Source organism: Micromonospora sp. NPDC050795 (assembly GCF_044456785.1).
In the GTDB taxonomy this organism is placed as follows: Bacteria; Actinomycetota; Actinomycetes; order Mycobacteriales; family Micromonosporaceae; genus Micromonospora.
The window spans coordinates 12879-30334 of the sequence record NZ_JBITGE010000054.1 but is presented as its reverse complement, the minus strand read 5'-3'; the positions used below and the strand labels follow the sequence as shown (position 1 = coordinate 30334).

The 17456-nt window shown below is 71.2% G+C and carries 19 protein-coding genes; 9 read left to right on the top strand and 10 right to left on the bottom strand.

Features of this window, described 5'->3' with window-relative positions; translation table 11 throughout:
* Nucleotides 1-155: 155 nt before the first annotated feature.
* Nucleotides 156-1301: a snapalysin family zinc-dependent metalloprotease gene (locus ACIBEF_RS30585; protein WP_396796823.1), complete on the bottom strand. Its 1146-nt coding sequence runs from the start codon at nucleotides 1299-1301 to the stop codon at nucleotides 156-158.
* Between the two features lie 330 nt (nucleotides 1302-1631).
* Between ACIBEF_RS30585 and ACIBEF_RS30580 the strand changes: the two genes are divergently transcribed.
* Nucleotides 1632-2195: a hypothetical protein gene (locus ACIBEF_RS30580; RefSeq protein WP_396796821.1), complete on the top strand. Its 564-nt coding sequence runs from the start codon at nucleotides 1632-1634 to the stop codon at nucleotides 2193-2195.
* Nucleotides 2196-2259: 64 nt separating this feature from the next.
* Here the strand turns inward: ACIBEF_RS30580 and ACIBEF_RS30575 are convergent, their stop codons facing one another.
* The 7 genes from ACIBEF_RS30575 to ACIBEF_RS30545 form a co-directional block, all read right to left on the bottom strand.
* Nucleotides 2260-2838: a dihydrofolate reductase family protein gene (locus ACIBEF_RS30575; protein WP_396796820.1), complete on the bottom strand. Its 579-nt coding sequence runs from the start codon at nucleotides 2836-2838 to the stop codon at nucleotides 2260-2262.
* A complete protein-coding gene (locus tag ACIBEF_RS30570; RefSeq protein ID WP_396796819.1) occupies nucleotides 2835-4034 on the bottom strand; it encodes an RNA polymerase sigma factor in 1200 nt (399 codons plus the stop codon). The genes ACIBEF_RS30575 and ACIBEF_RS30570 overlap by 4 nt, the downstream gene beginning before the upstream one ends.
* A 20-nt stretch (nucleotides 4035-4054) precedes the next feature.
* Nucleotides 4055-4408, bottom strand: coding sequence for a YciI family protein (locus ACIBEF_RS30565; protein WP_396796818.1), 354 nt, complete (start codon nucleotides 4406-4408; stop codon nucleotides 4055-4057).
* A 39-nt stretch (nucleotides 4409-4447) separates the two neighbouring features.
* On the bottom strand, nucleotides 4448-4858 hold the full coding sequence (locus ACIBEF_RS30560) for a DUF6069 family protein (protein WP_396796817.1): 411 nt from the start codon (nucleotides 4856-4858) through the stop codon (nucleotides 4448-4450).
* Between the two features lie 222 nt (nucleotides 4859-5080).
* Nucleotides 5081-6043 carry a hypothetical protein gene (locus ACIBEF_RS30555; RefSeq protein ID WP_396796816.1) on the bottom strand — a complete coding sequence of 321 codons (963 nt, stop codon included), beginning with the start codon at nucleotides 6041-6043 and terminating at the stop codon, nucleotides 5081-5083.
* Nucleotides 6044-6096: 53 nt separating this feature from the next.
* Entirely contained in the window at nucleotides 6097-6924 is an 828-nt protein-coding gene (locus ACIBEF_RS30550) for a peptidoglycan-binding protein (protein ID WP_396796815.1), read from the bottom strand.
* A 162-nt stretch (nucleotides 6925-7086) separates the two neighbouring features.
* On the bottom strand, nucleotides 7087-7443 hold the full coding sequence (locus ACIBEF_RS30545; protein WP_396796814.1) for an L-rhamnose mutarotase: 357 nt from the start codon (nucleotides 7441-7443) through the stop codon (nucleotides 7087-7089).
* A 155-nt stretch (nucleotides 7444-7598) separates the two neighbouring features.
* Between ACIBEF_RS30545 and ACIBEF_RS30540 the strand changes: the two genes are divergently transcribed.
* From ACIBEF_RS30540 to ACIBEF_RS30505, 8 genes are all read left to right on the top strand, one after another.
* Nucleotides 7599-8279: a response regulator gene (locus ACIBEF_RS30540; protein WP_396796812.1), complete on the top strand. Its 681-nt coding sequence runs from the start codon at nucleotides 7599-7601 to the stop codon at nucleotides 8277-8279.
* A gap of 11 nt (nucleotides 8280-8290) precedes the next feature.
* Nucleotides 8291-9757, top strand: coding sequence for a sensor histidine kinase (locus tag ACIBEF_RS30535; protein ID WP_396796811.1), 1467 nt, complete (start codon nucleotides 8291-8293; stop codon nucleotides 9755-9757).
* Complete coding sequence (locus ACIBEF_RS30530; protein WP_396796810.1) at nucleotides 9754-10653, top strand: Gmad2 immunoglobulin-like domain-containing protein; 900 nt, start codon at nucleotides 9754-9756, stop codon at nucleotides 10651-10653. Before ACIBEF_RS30535 ends, ACIBEF_RS30530 begins: the two co-directional genes overlap by 4 nt.
* 220 nt (nucleotides 10654-10873) lie before the next feature.
* A complete protein-coding gene (locus ACIBEF_RS30525) occupies nucleotides 10874-11215 on the top strand; it encodes a hypothetical protein (protein ID WP_396796809.1) in 342 nt (113 codons plus the stop codon).
* Nucleotides 11212-12558, top strand: a complete 1347-nt coding sequence (locus ACIBEF_RS30520) for a glycosyltransferase (RefSeq protein ID WP_396796807.1) — start codon at nucleotides 11212-11214, stop codon at nucleotides 12556-12558. The genes ACIBEF_RS30525 and ACIBEF_RS30520 overlap by 4 nt, the downstream gene beginning before the upstream one ends.
* A gap of 149 nt (nucleotides 12559-12707) precedes the next feature.
* Nucleotides 12708-13337: a TetR/AcrR family transcriptional regulator gene (locus ACIBEF_RS30515; protein ID WP_396796805.1), complete on the top strand. Its 630-nt coding sequence runs from the start codon at nucleotides 12708-12710 to the stop codon at nucleotides 13335-13337.
* Between the two features lie 33 nt (nucleotides 13338-13370).
* On the top strand, nucleotides 13371-14864 hold the full coding sequence (locus ACIBEF_RS30510; protein WP_396796803.1) for an MFS transporter: 1494 nt from the start codon (nucleotides 13371-13373) through the stop codon (nucleotides 14862-14864).
* Between the two features lie 111 nt (nucleotides 14865-14975).
* The gene (locus tag ACIBEF_RS30505) at nucleotides 14976-15767 is read left to right on the top strand and encodes a maleylpyruvate isomerase family mycothiol-dependent enzyme (RefSeq protein WP_396796802.1); all 792 of its coding nucleotides are present in this window, start codon (nucleotides 14976-14978) and stop codon (nucleotides 15765-15767) included.
* Between the two features lie 127 nt (nucleotides 15768-15894).
* Here ACIBEF_RS30505 and ACIBEF_RS30500 read toward each other — a convergent pair whose 3' ends face one another.
* Both ACIBEF_RS30500 and ACIBEF_RS30495 read right to left on the bottom strand, forming a co-directional pair.
* Nucleotides 15895-17094: an RtcB family protein gene (locus tag ACIBEF_RS30500; RefSeq protein ID WP_396796801.1), complete on the bottom strand. Its 1200-nt coding sequence runs from the start codon at nucleotides 17092-17094 to the stop codon at nucleotides 15895-15897.
* A 128-nt stretch (nucleotides 17095-17222) separates the two neighbouring features.
* The gene (locus ACIBEF_RS30495; RefSeq protein ID WP_396796800.1) at nucleotides 17223-17348 is read right to left on the bottom strand and encodes a hypothetical protein; all 126 of its coding nucleotides are present in this window, start codon (nucleotides 17346-17348) and stop codon (nucleotides 17223-17225) included.
* Between the last annotated feature and the right edge of the window lie 108 nt (nucleotides 17349-17456).

The following is a 17456-nucleotide window of genomic DNA, read 5'->3' as shown; positions in this document are numbered from 1 at the left end:
GCCGCGATCTGGCACAACCGGACCACCGGCCAGCCCGTGACGAGATCCCTGATCGCCTACGACCACTGAACCAACTTCGGACTTACTCGTCTAGAACACGCACCGAGGGCGGAGGTCGCCTGTCGCGCGTCCTCCGCCCGCAGCGTCCGAGCTGGTCAGGCGGGTAGGCCGCCGACCTGGGTGTTGATCCAGGACCGGATGGACGGCAGATCGACGTAGATGGAGGGGCCGGTGGCGCAGGTGGAGTTGTTGTTGCCAGCCCGGCTCGTGGCGCCGATCAGGTTCCACACTCCGTTGACCCGGCGCACCTGCGGGCCACCGGAGTCGCCGTAGCAGGCGCCGGAGTTGCCGTTGGTGTTGTTGGTGCAGATCTCGTACGGGCCGTTGATGCCGGAGCACCGGCTGTCGGCCACGATGGACGTGTCGAGCTCGTTGGCAACGGTCGGGGCCGAACCGCAGCCCCGCGGGGCGCAGGTCTGACCCCAGCCGATGATCCGGGTGGCGGTGCCGACCGCGCCGGAGGTGCTCGGGATCGGGGCCGGCGCGTACGTGACCGAGCTGGCCAGTTGCAGCAGCTTCACGTCGACGCTCGGGTGGTTGACCGCCCGGGTCACCTGCACCACGGTCCCGCCGCTGGAACGGTTGACGCTGCCCACCCGCACCGAGGACGGCGTCGAGCAGTGCTTGGCGGTGACCGCCCAGTTGCCCTTGATCAGCGTGCCGGTGCAGCCGGAGACGTACACCATGAAGGGGTAGTTCTCCGTGGCCGGCCGGCCGCCGACCACCAGCGGGCTGATGTCCGAGGCGTCGTTCCAGGTGTACGTCGTGCTGGCCGGTGCGGCCAGGGTGCCGGCGAACAGCGAGTTCACCCGGCTCGCCTCGGCGGCGCTGGGGTTGGCGTTGCGGCAGGAGACCGGTGCGCTGCTGCCGGACATCAGGTCGGAGCAGAGGCCGGTGCGCCGGTCCGGCAGGCCGAGGATGTGGCCGACTTCGTGGGTGGCGATGCGGGTGCGGTCGTAGCCCTGGTTGACGGCCGTGCGGCCCATCCAGATCCGGCCCGAGCCGAGGCCGGTCGGCTGCGCGCGGGGCCAGCCGTCGTCGACGTAGATGGTGATGCTGGCCGGGGTGCCGGCCAGGAGTCGGACGTTGCTGACCCGGCTGTTCCAGATCTGCGCCGCCTGGTCGAAGTTGGTGCGGAACTCGCCGGTCCGGCTCGCGTCGTAGTAGACGGTCCGGACGGCGGCGGCCGGCGTGCCGGTGGCGAGCTGTATCCCGGCCGCTGCCAAGATCGCCACCAGCATGGCCATCGCCGCGCGTCTCAGTTGTCCTCGGAACATCGGGTACTCCCCTGCGGTCGTCCGGCGACCGTCGGCCGCCGGCTCATCGATGTGCGCCGATATTAATGTGACGGCGGTCGATGTTCGGCATAGCGGAAGCGTCATACCGGATCAGCGCCTACCGGGTGCCGAGCACCAGTCGTCCGCCGACCTGGCCGACGGTCAGACCACCTGCCGTTACTCGGCGGTTACGTCACAGCGAAGCTCCTGTGCCGGGGCAGGACGACGGTGGCGGCAGAGGGTCACCGGCAGCGCCGCCGCGACGTGACCCCGGTACCGAACGGAGAAACCACAATGAGGATCAGGAGCACACTGACCGCGTTGGCGGTCGTCCTCGCCGGGCTGGTAGCCAGCGCGGGCAGCAGCGCCGCCGAGGGCACCACGACCACAGCGGCGAACTGCGGGATCACCTGGGGCAGCGCGGAGAAGGCGGCCGGCGCGCTGAGCGACGCCCCGCTGATCGATGTGCGCACCGGCCGGCACGACTGCTACGACCGGGTCGTCTTCGAGTTCAACGGCCCGGTCGACGGTTACGCGATCGGCTACGGCGAGACGTGGACCGAGGGCGAAGGGCTGGCACTGTCGCCGTACACCGCCGGCGGGGCACTGCTGCGGGTCTCCCTGCGGGCCCCGGCGTACGACGACCACCACCTGGGCACCGTGCCCTACGCGGTCGGCGAGCACGTGGCGAATCTGCTGCGCTACCAGACGCTGCGCGACGTGGTCTTCGGCGGCAGCTTCGAGGGTTACAGCACCTTCGCCGTCGGCGTACGGGCGCGGTTGCCGTTCCGGGTGCTCGTGCTCGCCGGTCCCGGCACCCACAGCCGGGTGGTGCTCGACGTCGCCCACCAGTGGTGATCGGAACCGGCCGATCCGCCTGGCCATTCGCCGAACGCGGCGGATGGCCAGGCGACGCGCCGACTCACACGTGCAGGGTGGGCCGGTAGACGAGTTCCTGGGTGCGACCGTCGAGGGTCCGGCTCTCGATCAACTCCAGGTCGAAGTCGGCCGCTCCCTGGAAGATCGGCTCGGTACCGGTCTGCCCGGTGATCACCGGGAAGAGCGTCACCTGGACGAGATCGACCAGTCCGGCGGCCATCAGCGCCCGGTTCAACGACAGGCTGCCGTGTGATCGCAGGGGCACGGCGGACTCCTCCTTGAGCCGGGCGACGACGTCGACCGCGTCACCGCGCACGACGGCCCCGTCCGGCCAGTCGAGGGGGCCTTCCAGCGAGTTCGACACCACCGTCGCCGGGAGGTTCCTCATCCGGGTCACCCAGGCGTCGCGGACCTCGGACTCCTCGGTGCTCGCGGCCAGCATCTGCGCGAACACCCGGTACGTGTTGGCCCCGAAGACCATGCGCTGATCCACGCTGTAGACGGACAGGCGGTGCGCGAGCAGTTCGGGGCCCTGCTTTCCCCAGTAGCCGCCCCAGTTCCCGCTGGTGGTGCCGAAGCCGTCGAGGCTGGAAAAGACGTCGACGGTGTAGGTGGCGGTCATCCTGCTCTCCATTCACTGGTGAGTTCGTTGCGACGGGTCTCCAGGTAGGCCCGCTCGGTCGCGTTGGTGGCCAGAGCAGCGGCCTGGTCGTAGGCGACCCGGGCCTCGTCGTTGCGTCCGAGCCGGGCGAGCAGTTCGGCTCGGGTGGCGGGCAGCCGGTGGTAGCCCGGTAGGTCGATGCCCTTTAGCGCGGCGAGGGCCACCGCCGGCCCGTGCACCTCGGCGACGGCGACCGCACGGTTGAGCGCCACGACAGGGTTCGGCGCGAGCGTGAGGAGTTGGTCGTACAGTGCCAGGACCTGCGTCCAGTCGGTTGCGGCGCCGTCGGTGTGCACGGCGCTGATCGCGGCCTGGATCTGGTACGGGCCGGGCCGGTTGCGGCGCAAGCATCGGCGGACCAGCTCGTGGCCCTCGGTGATGAGCTGCCGGTTCCACAGTGACCGGTCCTGGTCGGCCAGCAGCACCAGGTCGCCGGTCGGGCCGAGCCGGGCCGGGCGGCGCGCCTCGGTCAGCAGCAGCAGGGCGAGAAGGCCCAGGGCCTCGGGCTCGTCGGGCATCAACGCGGCGAGTTCACGGGCCAGCCGGATCGCCTCGGCGCACAAGTCCGTTCTGATCAACGGGCCGGCGGTGGAGGCGTAGCCCTCGTTGAACATCAGGTAGAGCACGGTGAGGACGGGCGGCAGCCGGTCCGGCAGCTCATGTTCGTCCGGTACCCGGTACGGGATGGCGGCGTCGCGGATCTTCCTCTTGGCGCGCACGATCCGCTGGGCGATGGTCGCCTCCTGAACCAGGTAGGCGCGGGCGATCTCCGGTACGTCGAGGCCGCCCAGCAGGCGCAGGGTGAGCGCCGTCCGCGCCTCCGGGGCCAGCGCCGGGTGACAGCAGGTGAAGATGAGTCGCAGCTGGTCGTCCCGCACCGGTCCCACCTCCGAGGGATCATCCTGGTGATACAGCAGCAGGGCCTGAGCGTGGCGGGCCTCGCGGGTCGACTCCCGGCGAAGACGGTCGACGGCACGGTTGCGTGCGGTGGTCACGATCCAGGCGCCCGGGTTCGGCGGCAGTGTCTGCCACTTCTGCAGCGCCGTGGTGAAGGCGTCCTGGACGGCCTCCTCGGCGAGGTTGATGTCACCGAGGAGGCGGGCCAGGGTGGCGACGCAGCGGCCGTACTCCGCGCGGTAGATGCTCGCCAGGTCCATGTCGGAAGACCGGCTGCCGGTCAGGCCTGGGACAGGTCGTCGAAGGGGCGCACCTCGACCGGGCCGCAGGCCGCCGCGCACCTTTCGGCCCAGGCCAGCGCCGCGTCCAGGTCCGCGCACCTGATGACCCAGAACCCGGCGATGTGCTCCTTCGTCTCGGCGAACGGTCCGTCGCTCATGGCGGTGGTGCCGTTCTCGACTCGGACGACGGTGGCGCTCTCCGGCGAGGCGAGCCCTCCGCCAAAGACCCAGGCGCCCGCGGCCTGCATGGCGTCGTTGATCCGCCCGGTCTCCCTGAACATGGTCTGCGTCTCCTCGTCGGACGGCCTCGGCGCGCCCTCGACGACGTGCACGGACAGCAGGTACTGCTTCATGACGATCCTCCGGTACCTCGATGGTGGGATGGGTGCAGGTCAGGCGGCCAGGCGGCGCGCGACGGCGGGGATCACGATCACGGCCGCGACCAGGTGGGTGAGCATCAGCAGCGCCTTGGTGGCCATCCCGGCCTCGACGATCACGTCCGGCACCAGGGACAGGGCCGTCAGCACCACGGTCGTGCGGACGAACGTGACCCGGGGGCGCCGGGCGAAACGCGCGAGCACAACGGCGATCAGCACGCCGATCAGCGAGAAGACGGCGGTCAGCACACCGAACCCCGGCACGGGGATCGGGGCGCCGCCCAGCGCGAGGCTGATCCCGGCCAGGTGTCCGACGGCGGCGACGGCCATGGTGGCGACGCTCGCCGCGACAGTGGCGGCGACACCGGTCCGGATCAGCGCACGGACGTTCGGCGTGGTGGCGCGGGTGTTCGCAGTGGCGGTCATCGTGCCCTCCAGTGGGTGTGCGGCCCGTTGCGATGCCGGGCTCTCACCAGGGCTACGAACCGAACCCATCCCAATCGACAGGCACGCCCACTCATTTGTCGAGAAACGTGTGACCACGAGGCAGTCCCGGGACATAGCGGACGAGCCCGACCACCGATTCTCGCAGCTCGACCGGGCGCGGCACCGCACGCCGCTCGGCGTGCGGTGCCGCTGGTTGGGTCGTCAGTAGTTCACGTAGGCGGTCACGGCGCGGTGCTCGGAGTACTCGCCGCCGGTCATCGACGGCGTGATGGTCGCGGCGTTGCTGAAGCCGTTGCCGCTCTTGACCAGCAGGAAGTCGATCCGCCGACTGCCGTTGGTGTCGTACGCGAAGGAGCAGTCGCGGCTGCCGCACTTCTCGGCTATCGGGTCGCGGTACCCGTCGGCCTTGCCGTCGTTCCACCAGCCCGCGTCCTCGGGCTCGGCGTTGGCATCTCCCGCGACGATCTTCAGGGCGCCACCGAGGCGGTCCATCGCCTCGTCGGCCTCCTTGATGTTCTCGTCGGCGCACAGGGGGCCGTGCCAGGTGTTGGTCGGCCAGTGGATCGAGGCAACCGAGACGTCCTCGTTGCGGACGTTGTCGTGCAGCCGGACGGCGATGTTGTGGACGCGGTCCTGGCTGCTGCGCGTGGGTTCGAGGTTCTGGCATCCGCCGGTGCCGGCGTCGTAGTCCTCGGGGGCGTCGGATCGCCACCGGGTGGCATCCTCGAACGTGAAGCGGTCCGTGCGGTAGACGACCGCATTGGTCTGCTGGTTCTTCAACTTACCGCAGGTGCTGGTGTAACCCATCGAACCCGGGCTCGCGATCGCGATCTGCCCGGCGTACGTACCGGGCAGCTCGTCGGAGAGGCGCCGCGTCAGTGTGTTGAGCTGCGCCTGGTTGGACACCTGCTGCACGGTGAAGACGTCCGGGCTCAGCGGCCGGCCCTTGAGGTAGGTGATCAGCCGGTCCCAGCTGTACCCGTCCGCGCAGGAACTCGGCAGCCAGTTCTCGATGTTGTTGTTGTAGACCACCAGGTAACTCGTCGAGGTGTTCACGGCCGCCTGGGCCCCTGTCGAACTGGCGACGCTGATCGCCGCGGTGGTGACGGCCGTGGTGAGCACGGCGACGGTGCCGCGCAGGAATCGGCTACTACGGATGGACAACTTCGCTCCTCTACGTCGAACAGCCGGCATCGAAGTGGGAGAACCGGGAGGCCTCAGAGCGTGCGCTGGTACTCCTCCCAGGTCCGCTTCGGGCTGACCGCCGGTCCATCGTCGACGCCCCGGTTGGCCAGGCCGTTACGACCGAGGTAATAGTCGCCGGCCTGGTTCTGCGCACCTGTCGACTGGTCGGTGTCGGAGAGCGCGATGGCGTGGATGTGGTAGCCCCAGTCCCCCTGGGCCGGGGTCCGCAGCCACGCGGCGAAGCCCACAGTGCGCAGTCGACGCAGCACGTCCGTCCGGACCGACGAGGAGAGACCGCTGACCGAGAGGTCGAGCGCGCCGCCACCGTCGTGCGTGCCGGCGGAGGCGCCCACACCGCTGCTGTACGAACCCTGCGTGATGCCGAGCTGGCGGCCGAGCAGACGTTCGGCCTCGAACAACATCGACCTGGTGCGGGTGTTGACCTGCACACCGCGCAGTGTCACCACGCTGCCGGGCGAGATCGCCCTGACCACTGTGTAACGACTCTCGCCGAGCGACCGCAGCGACGACGGGCCGGGAAGACCTGTGGCGTCGAGACCGGTGTACCCCAGCGACCGCTGGTACGCGGCGTACGCGGCGATCGTGCTGGTGCCGAAGTGACCGTCGACGTACGCCGAGGAGAGCAACCCTCGCGCCTGGAGTGCGCGCTCCACCAGCAGGACGCTGTCCCTGGCCCCCTCGGTCAGCGCGGTGTCCGGCCGACGCGGGTCGATCTGCGCCGCCTTGATCAGCGCCTCCATGTCCAACTGCGGCAACGCGGCGGTGGCCGTCCCGGCCAGCGGTACGGCGCCGACCACCGCCGCACCGGCGGCGACGAGCAGGTTCCTTCTCGTGAGCACGCTTCCTCCGTAACATATTGACGCAGTTACATGACGGAATGAAGCTAGTCTTCAATGCCGGAGCTGAGTTGTCACCCGCTGGGGCGTACGAACATCCTCGGGATCGGCTGCCGCCGCTCGACTCGGTGGTCGGGGCCGGCCGGCCCCGACCACCCCTCTCGGCTAGCTGCCAGAGCCCTGCTGGATCGGATCGGGTGCCTGCCCGTCCGCCTCGTCGGCCAGGTGCCAGACCTCGCGCATCGGGGCCCACCAGTCCCCCGAGCCGGGCTCCGCGATCGACTCCTGACACGGGTCGGTCAGCTTCCACCACTCCTGCGTCTGCGGGTCCGCCTCGATCAGCCGCAGGTCGGCCTCGTAGTCCTCGCCCACGTACTCGAAGTAGCCGAAGAGCAGATCGTCATGCAGGAAGATGGTGTAGTTGCGGAAGTTCGCCTCGCGCAGCGTCTTCTCCACGCTCGGCCAGACGGCGGCGTGCAACCTCAGGTAGGTCTCCCGCTGCTCGGGGCGGAGTCGGATCACGCAGCCATGACGTTTCACGTCGTGCCCTTTCGTCTGAGCTGGTTCAGGGGTGCTGACGGTAGCGGTTCGGCGACGCCCGGAGGGGGCCAGCCGGCCGCCGATGTCGGCCGTTCCGCCAGGACAACGCACTGTGGCGCCGGGTCTACCCTCGGGTGATGGAGGGCCGCGTGCTGGTGGTCGAGGACGACTTCTCGATCCGGGAGGTCACCGCCCTCGGTCTGCGCCGCGCCGGTTTCCGGGTCGACACCGCTGTGGACGGGCGGCAGGCTCTCGCCGCGTTCCGCGCCCACCCGGTCGACCTCATCGTGCTCGACATCATGCTGCCGGGCCTCGACGGTCTGGAGGTCTGCCGGGAGATCCGGCGGACCAGCCAGGTGCCGATCCTGATGCTGACCGCGCGCACCGACACCATCGACGTGGTGGTCGGGCTGGAGTGCGGCGCGGACGACTATCTGCGCAAGCCCTTCGACCTGCCCGAGCTGGTGGCCCGGGTTCGCTCGGTGCTGCGCAGGGTCAGCCTGCCGGCCCCGTCGACCGTCATCGAGGTCGCCGGTCTGGAGATCGACCCGGGCGGCTTCGTGGTCCGCCGGCACGGCCGGGAGGTGGCGCTCACCGCCACCGAGTTCCGCCTCCTGATGGAGCTGGCCCGCCGGCCCGGTCAGGTCTTCACCCGGGAGCTGCTGCTGGACCTGGTCTGGAACCACGACTTCCTCGGCGACTCCCGACTGGTCGACGTGGCGGTGCAGCGGCTACGCGCGAAGGTCGAGGACGACCCGGCGCAGCCACTGCTGATCCGGACGGTACGTGGCGCCGGCTACAAACTGTCGACGGGCTGACGGGGGCGGCGATGGCCGGACGCGCGGTGTTGCCCGGGCGGCTGCGGCGCCGGCTGACGATCGCGTTCGTCCTGGTCGCCGGCGTCTCGGCCGGGCTGCTCGCCGGTGGGACCGGGCTGCTGCTGCGGCAGTCCTGGTTGGACGCGTCGCTGCACGAGGCCGCCGCCGATGCCCGCTACCAGCTCGTTCTCGCTGGGCAGTTCCTGCCGCTGACCGAGCAGCGCAGCACAGAACTGCTCACCAGCTTCGAGGCCAGCGGTCGGCACGTGCTGCTCGTCGACGGCCCGACCCGCGCCTCGCACCCCGCGTACGCCCCGGTGCTGGGCACCCGGTTGCGGGCCGTCGTCGCGGACGGGCGGCTCGGCTATCAGCGCTCCGCGCCGGCGGAGCGTCCTCGGCTGCTGGTGATCGGTGGGCGCATCCCCGGTTCGACCGCTGAGCTGTACGTCCTGACCGTGGAGGACGACGTCGCCACCGACCTGGGTCAGCTACGCACCGCTCTGGTGGCCGGCTGGGTGCTGGTGGTGTTGCTCGCCGCCGCAGTGGGTCACGCGTTGGCCCGCCGGACGTTGGAACCGGTGGGCCGGGCCAGCCGGGCCGCCCGAGCACTCACCGAGGGTCTGCTCGCCACCCGCCTGCCGGTACGCGGGCGCGACGAGTTCAGCGTCTGGGCGGCGACCTTCAACGAGATGGCCGAGGCACTGGAGTCGAAGATCGTGGCGCTGTCGGCCGCGCAGGCCCGCGAGCGGCGGTTCACCGCCGACGTCGCGCACGAGCTGCGTACCCCGGTGACCGCGTTGGTGGCCGCGGCGTCGCTGCTGCGCGAGCACCTCGACCAGCTGCCCGACGACGCCCGGCCGGCGGCCCGGTTGCTGGTCGGCGACGTGGTCCGGCTGCGCCGGTTGGTCGAGGATCTGATGGAGATCTCCCGGCTGGACGCCGGGCGGGAGCAACTGGCCGTCGGGCCGGTCGACGCGTTGGCGCTGCTGCACGACATCGTGACGGCGCGCGGCTGGTCGCCCCGGGTGCGGGTCACCGGTGCTCCGGTCGCGGCGCGCACCGACCGGCGTCGGCTGGAGCGCGTGCTGGCCAACCTTGTCGCCAACGCGGTCGAGCACGGCGGTGGCGAGATCACGGCCAGCGTGGTGGGCGCCGGGCCCCTGGTCGTCTTCGAGGTGACCGACGAGGGGCCGGGCATCCCGGCCGAGCACCTGCCCCGGGTGTTCGACCGGTTCCACCAGGTCGACCCGTCCCGCTCCGCGCCGGGCAGCGGGCTCGGGCTGGCCATCGCCCGGGAGCACGCCGACGTGCTCGGCGGCGCGTTGAGCGTGCGCAGCGAACCAGGCGAGGGCACCCGGTTCCGGTTGGAGTTGCCCGTCGCCGGGCCCGCCGGCCCGCACGGTGACCTGCGGGACCCGGACGACGCCGTCCAGGGTCCGGTCGGGCGTACCGCCGGCACGCCGGGCGGTGTGGGGTGACCGGCCGCGGCGCGGTCGGGCTGGGCGCACCGGCGCTGGTCGCGGCGCTCCTGCTCGGCGGCTGCGGCACTCCCCGCTCCGGTGACCTCGGCCTGGCGCCCGCCGCGCCGCCGCCGAGCGTCGCACCCACCGACCGGCCGGAACCCACCCCGACCCGGGCCGCGGCACCGGCACCACCAGCCACGAACCGGCCGCCGGGTCCGTCGACGACGGCGTCCACCGGCACGCATCGGCTCGACCCGGTGACCGTGGAGCTGTGGTACGTCCGCGCCGGGCTGCTGGTGCCGACCCGGCGCACCCGGCCGGGCACTGTCGCGACGTCCCGGCTGGCGCTGACGGAACTGGCCGCCGGGCCGAGCCCGGCCGAGGCCGCCACCGGGATGATCACCCTGCTTCCGGCCGGGGTCGAGGTCACCCGCATCGCCGACGGCACGGCGACGCTGCGGGTGCCGTCCGTCGGCGACCTGAGAACCCGGCGGCTGCGCGAGGCGCAGGTGGTGTGGACGCTCACCCAGTTCCCCAGCGTGCGTCAGGTCCGCCTCGACGACGCGGCCCCGGTCGACCGGGCGGACTACGCGGACCTGCTGCCACCGATCGTGGTCACCGGCCCGATCCCCGGTGAGCGCGTCTCCGCTCCCCTCGTCGTCACCGGCACCGCCACCGTGTTCGAGGCGACGGTGAGCGTCCGGGTGCTGGACGCCGCCGGCCGGCAGGTGGCCACCGGTTTCGGCACCGCCAGTTGCGGCAGCGGCTGCCGGGGCGGCTACCGCGTCGTGGTCGGCTGGCGCACGGTCCGCGAACAGAAGGGCACCGTCGAGGTGTACGAGGTGTCGGCCGAGAACGGCGAGCGGATCCACACGATGGCAGTACCGGTAATCCTCGTACCTCGCGACTGACCGCCCTGCCCGAGAGGGTGTTAACCCGGTGCGTCATCCATTTGTCGACATCGACATGCGGGCCTGACGTCTACCCGACAGAGCGACTCTTCGTCGGCATCTTCCCGGCTGGCGCGGCCAATCGGTGAAAGCGCAGGTCAGACGCGGTGGAACCGGTGAGAACGTCTCCGACACGCCGGCAGGGGGACGGTTCGTCGGGCTTGCCCGGACGCCCGTCCCCGTGACCTTCGAGATTGACCTGCGCAGACATGTTTGCCAACGTGAGCGCGTCGTTGCGCAGAGTCATATTCGCTGTTCAGCGCTGCGGCGGCTGGGCCACATCGGAGTCGCACCGGTCGCCGCGACAGCCTCACCATCCCTGACAGAGCGGAGATACATCATGTCCGGTGGCAGCCTTCCCCGTACCGGTATGGGCGTTGTCACGATCGGCGGCGCGGCCGGTATCGGCAGCTACGCCCTCCCCCTACCGCTCACCATCGCCCTCACCGGAGCGACCGCCGTCCTCGTCGGCTTCATCATGATCCGAATGACGTTCCGTCGTCAGCAGTCGGTCGGACAGTGACCGCGAGCGTCACGAGGGGTCGTGTCCTGTTCGCCGCGGCGGTCGTCCTGGCCGCCGCGGCGGCGTGGACCGCCCATCACGTCCTCGCCGTGATCGGCGCCATCGACGGGGGCGGCCACCGCTTCACCGTCGCGTACGCCGCCATGTTTCTGCTGCTGATCTGGCAGCTCGGCACCTCCTATCTGGAGAAGCCCGCCGTGGTCACCGACCGGATGCAGGGGCACCTCGACGCCCTGCACGTGGTGGGTATCGTGCCGGCGTACAACGAGGACCCGGGCGCGCTGCGGGCCTGCCTCGAATCCATGATCTTCCAGACGCGCAAGCCGGACACCATCTACGTGGTGGACGACGGGTCGAAGCTGACCGAGGGCTACCAGCCGATCAAGCGGTGGTTCCTCGACGTCGCCCCCGTACACGGGATCGTCGCCGCCTGGCACATCCAACCCAATGCCGGGAAGCGGCACGCCCAGGCCGCCGCGGTGCGGTCGACACCGGCAGCCGACATCTACTGGACGGTGGACTCGGACACCATCTCGGACCCGAACGCCCTCCGGGAGTTGTTGAAGCCCTTCGCCGACCCGGCGGTGCAGTCCGTCGCGGGGGTGGTGATGGCCGCGAACGTGCGCAGCAGCTTCCTCACCCGGTTCACCGACCTGTGGCTGGTGACCGGGCAGCTCACCGACCGGTCGTCGCTGTCGGTGTTCGGGTGTGTGTGGGTGAACTCGGGCCCGATCGCCGCCTACCGCGCGGAGGTGGTTCGCGACAACCTCGGGGCTTATCTGACGGAGACGTTCTTCGGCCAGCGGGTGCCCTTCTCCGACGACTCCCTCCTCACCCTCTTCGCGATGGTCCGGGGACGTACCGTGCAGCAGCCGTCGGCGTTCGCGTTCTCCCTCATGCCGGAGAACGCCGGGCACTTCTGCCGGATGTTCCTGCGCTGGATGCGCGGCAGCTTCATCAGGACCTGGTGGCGCGTCCGGTACCTGTCGTTGCGGTCGATCGCGTGGTGGCTGCATCTGCTGCGCTGGGCGGCCACGGTGGTCGCGACGGTGCTGTTCGTGGCGGTGGCGGTCCTGTCGCCGATCATCGACCCCGATCCGCGGGCGATCCCGTGGCTGGTGGCCGTGCCGTTGATCGTGGGGTACGGGCAGGCGCTCCGCTACATGACGGTGCGGCGATCGGACCAGTCGACGGCGTACCAGTGGGGCACCTGGCTCCTCACGCCCGTCGCTGTGGTGTTCGCCCTGGTCGTGCTGCGGGCGATCCGCTGGTACGGCGTCGCCACCTGCTGGCGCACCGGCTGGGGCACCCGCAAGACAGTGGAAGTGGCGCTGGGTTCCTGACCACGACCCGGGCCGATCCTGACACCCGGGCTGACTCCAGGTGAAACGTCACCGTTTCGTCGCCCGAGTGCGAGGCAACTCACGAAACCCTGCACGACCAGCCAACCGCGAACTATGGTCAGTACGACATCGTTTCGCGGGGGGTCGAAATGCTGGGTGGTCAACAGGTGGGCGCGGGCGCCGGGGTGCCGGCAGCCCGGGCTCCGCGCTGCACCGACAGCGACCTGTTCACCGTCGTCATCGACACCCTGCGCGAGGTCGGCTTCGACCGGATGACCATCGACGCCGTCGCCGCCCGCGCCCACGTCAGCAAGGCCACCATCTACCGACGCTGGGACGGCAAGGCCGAGCTGGTCGTCGCCGCCCTGCGCGACCGGCACGTGGGTGTCCACAACCCGCCCGACACCGGCTCCCTTCGCGGAGACCTGATCGAGCTGCTGCGGGCCACGGCCGCGATCTGCACGGCCGACTGCGACCTCATGCAGGCGTTGACCTTCGCCATGCGGACCAACCCCGAGCTGGAACGCCTGGTGCGTCACCAGGTGCTGCCGGCCGGGCGGGTGGCAACCACCGCCATCCTGGTCCGGGCCGCCTCCCGTGGAGAGATCCCGCCGGAGGCCGGCGAGCGGGAGCTGTTCCACGATCTGGCGCCCGCGCTCACCATGTCCCGCATCGTCGCGCACGGCCTACCCGCCGATGACGCGTTCCTCACCCAGGTCGTCGACCAGGTGCTGATCCCGGTACTCCGCTATCAGCACGACCGTCCCTCGCCGGCCTGATTCACCGATATTCGCAACACGGAAGGCTTCACCATGCCCGGAACCACCTCGACCGCGCCCGGCGCGCCCAACGCCGGGCCGTCGACTGGCGCACCGCACCCGCGGCGCTGGATCGCGCTGGCGGTCATCGCGGTCTCACAGCTGATGGTCGTCCTGGACGCCACGATCGTGAACATCGCGCTCCCGCAGGCCCAGGCCGACCTGGGGATCACCGACGCGAACCGGCAGTGGGTGATCACCGCCTACACGCTGGCCTTCGGTGGTCTGCTGCTGCTCGGCGGTCGCATCGCCGACTACTGGGGGCGCAAGCGCACCTTCCTGGTCGGCATGACCGGTTTCGCGCTCGCCTCCGCCCTGGGCGGACTGGCCACCACCGGTGAGATGCTCTTCGCCGCCCGCGCGTTGCAGGGCGCCTTCGGCGCGCTGCTCGCCCCGGCCGCGCTGGCGCTGCTCACCGTCCTGTTCACCGAGGCCACCGAACGGGCCAAGGCCTTCGCGGTGTACGGCGCGATCGCCGGCGGCGGGTCGGCGGTCGGCCTGCTGCTCGGCGGTGTGCTCACCGAGTACGCCGACTGGCGCTGGTGCCTGCTGGTCAACATCCCGGTCGCCGCCATCGCCATCGCGTTCGCGCTGCCACTGGTGCCGGAGAGCCGGGCCCACGGCAACACCCGCTACGACGTACCCGGTGCGATCGTGGTGACCGCCGGCCTGGTCTCCCTGGTCTACGGCTTCACCAAGGCCGCCGAGGACGGCTGGGACGCGACCGCGACGCTCGCCTTCATCGCCGCGGGCGTGGTGCTGCTCGCCGCCTTCGTGGTGATCGAGCTGCGCTCCAGCCACCCGCTGCTGCCCCTGCGGATCGTGCTGGACCGCAACCGGGGCGGGGCGTTCCTCACCTCGACGCTGATCGGCGCCGGCCTGTTCGGGGCGTTCCTCTTCCTGACCTTCTACTTCCAGGTGGTGTTGCAGTACAAGCCCCTCGAAGCCGGTCTCGCGTCCCTGCCGGTCACCGCCGGTGTGCTCATCGCCGCGGGTGGCGCCAGTCAACTGATGCCCCGGTTGGGTGCCAAGCCGCTGATGGTCACCGGTTCGGTGCTCGCCGCCCTGGGCATGCTGGTGCTGACCCAGATCGACGTGGACACCTCGTTCCTCACCCACCTGCTGCCCGCGCAGGTCGTCCTGGGCCTCGGGCTGGGCTTCACCTTCGTCCCGCTGTCCAGCCTCGCCCTGGTCGGGGTGCCGGAGCACGACGCCGGCGCGGCCAGCGCGACGCTCAACGCCACCCAGCAGATCGGTGGCTCGCTCGGCACCGCGCTGCTGAACACCTTCTACACCAGCGCGGTCGCCGCCTATCTGGTCGGCCGGGCGCCGAACCCGGTCAACCAGGTCGAGGCGCTGGTGCACGGCTACCGGGTGGCCTTCGCCTGGGGCGCGGCGCTGATCGTGCTCGCCGGACTGGCCACCCTCGTCCTGGTGAAGGTCCGCAAGGAGGACATCCCGACCGGCAACACAGTGCACATGGGCTGAGCCTGACCGACGTGGCCGCCGGCCGGAACGCGCCCGACACCGGGGCGGGCCGGCCGGCGGCCACGTCCGGTAGCGTCCGGACCATCGTCGAAAATCCGTTTGAGGAGATCCATGTCGACCCCTGCTGACCAGATCATCACCGCTCTGCGCGCGGGCCACGAGGAGCTCGCCGCGCTCGTACGCGACCTCAAGGAGGACGACCTGCTGCGGCCGTCGGGGGCCAGCGAGTGGCAGGTCTCCCAGGTGCTGAGCCACCTGGGCAGCGGCGCCGAGATCAACCTGGCGACGCTGGACGCCGCCCGTTCCGGCGCGCCCGGCCCGGACGGGGACTTCAACCGTGGCGTCTGGGCGCGCTGGGACGCGATGTCCCCGGCCGAGCACGCCGCCGGGTTCCTCGCCACCAACGAACGGCTGGTCGAGGCGTACGAGGCGCTGGACGCCGAGACCCGGGCCTCGATGCGGATCGACCTCGGCTTCCTGCCGGAGCCGGTCGACGTGGCCACCGCGGCCCGCTTCCGGCTCAGCGAGTTCGCCCTGCACCAGTGGGACGCCGAGGTGGCGTTCAACAGGTTCGCGGCGGTGACGCCGGGGGCGGTGGCGCTGCTGCTCGACCAGATCGGCGGCATGCTGGCCTGGACCAGCCGGCCCCAGGAGCTGGCCGGCCGGGAGGCCACGGTGCTGGTCCGGCTGCACGCGCCCAAGCGGACGTTCGGGCTGCGGCTGGGCGAGAAGCTCGAGATCGTCGACGCGCCGGAGCGCCCCGACGGGGAGCTGGTGGCCCCGGCCGAGGCGTGGCTGCGGCTGGCCACCGGCCGGCTGGGCACTCAGCACACCCCCGACGCGGTGCAGGTGACCGGCCCGGTGACCCTCGACGACCTGCGCCGGGTCTTCGTCGGCTTCTGACCAGCGGCCGTGGGGGGGGGGGGGGCCCCCCCCCCCCCCCCCGCCCCCCCCCCCCCCCGGGGGGGGGGGGGGCGGCGGCGCCCCCCCGGGGGGGGGGGGGCCGGGCCCCCCCGCCCCCCACGGCACGTCAGCCCTTCACGCAGACCACCTGCTTGAGGTGCGCGACCACCTCGACCAGGTCCTCCTGCTGGGCCATCACCTCGGTGATGTCCTTGTACGCGCCGGGGATCTCGTCGACCACCCCGGCGTCCTTGCGGCACTCCACCCCGGCGGTCTGCGCGGCCAGGTCCTCCGTGCTGAACGTCCGCTTGGCCTGCGCCCGGGACATCCGACGCCCCGCCCCGTGCGACGCCGAGCAGTACGCGTCCGGGTTTCCCCGCCCCCGCACGATGTACGACCCGGTGCCCATCGACCCGGGGATGATGCCCAGGTCACCCCGGCCGGCCCGGATGGCGCCCTTGCGGGTCACCAGCACGTCCACCCCGTCGTAGCTCTCCTCGGAGACGTAGTTGTGGTGGCAGCTGATGGGCTCGTCGTAGCCGACCTGCGGGAAGTGCTCACGCACCACGCCGCAGAGCAGGGCCAGCATGACCGCCCGGTTCCGCCGCGCGTACTCCTGCGCCCACCAGAGGTCCCGCCGGTACGCGTCCATCTCGGGCGTCCCGGCGAGGAACACGGCCAGGTCCCGGTCCGGAAGGTCGACGTTGTGCGGCAGCCCGCGGGCCACCCCGATGTGCCGCTCGGCCAGCTCCTTGCCGATGTTGCGGGACCCGGAGTGCAGCATCAGCCAGACCTGCCCCTCGTCGGCGCCGCCCTGCTCCAGGCAGACCTCGATGAAGTGGTTGCCCCCGCCGAGGGTGCCGATCTGCCGCTGCGCCCGCGTCTCCAGCTGCGCCACCCGCCGGTCCAGGCCGGCGAACCGACCCCAGAAGTCGTCCCAGCCGGCCTGCTCCAGGCCCCGGATCCGACGGGTGTCGACCGAGTCGGTGCGCTGGGCGAAGCCGACCGGGATGGTGGCCTCGATCGCCGAACGCAGCCCGGCCAGGTCGTCCGGCAGGTCGGCGGCGGTCAGCGAGGTACGCACCGCCGACATCCCGCAACCGATGTCGACGCCGACCGCGGCCGGCGAGACGGCCTGCCGCATCGCGATCACCGAGCCGACCGTGGCGCCCTTGCCGAAGTGCACGTCGGGCATGACGGCGACACCCTGCACCCAGGGCAGCGCGCCGATGTTGCGCAGCTGCTTGGCGGCCTGCGGCTCGATGGCGTACGGGTCGGTCCAGACCCGGACCGGTGCCCGGGTACCGGCGAGGGGGGTGAATCCCATCGTGGTCTCCTTCTGTCGTGCGGTGACCGTTAATGATCATATTTGACGGCCAGCGGTGGTGCGCGGATACGAAAGGGCCGCCCGATCCCGGTGGGGATGGGCGGCCGGCGGACGCGTCAGCGTCGGCGTCAGTCGCGCCACCCCGGCTCGGTGCGCCGCGCTGGGCGGTAGGCACGGGCATTGCCGGTGAGCTGCAAAGGGGTGCCGGCGGGGAGCAGACACCAGCGGGCGTCGGTGCGGACGCGTCGCGACATGGCGTACTCCCTCCGGGTTGCTCGGTCGACTGTGCACCGACGACAGTAGGAGGGCTGCGGCGCGTCCGCAATGGATATCCCCCGCGGACGGTCGTAGGGCAGACTCGC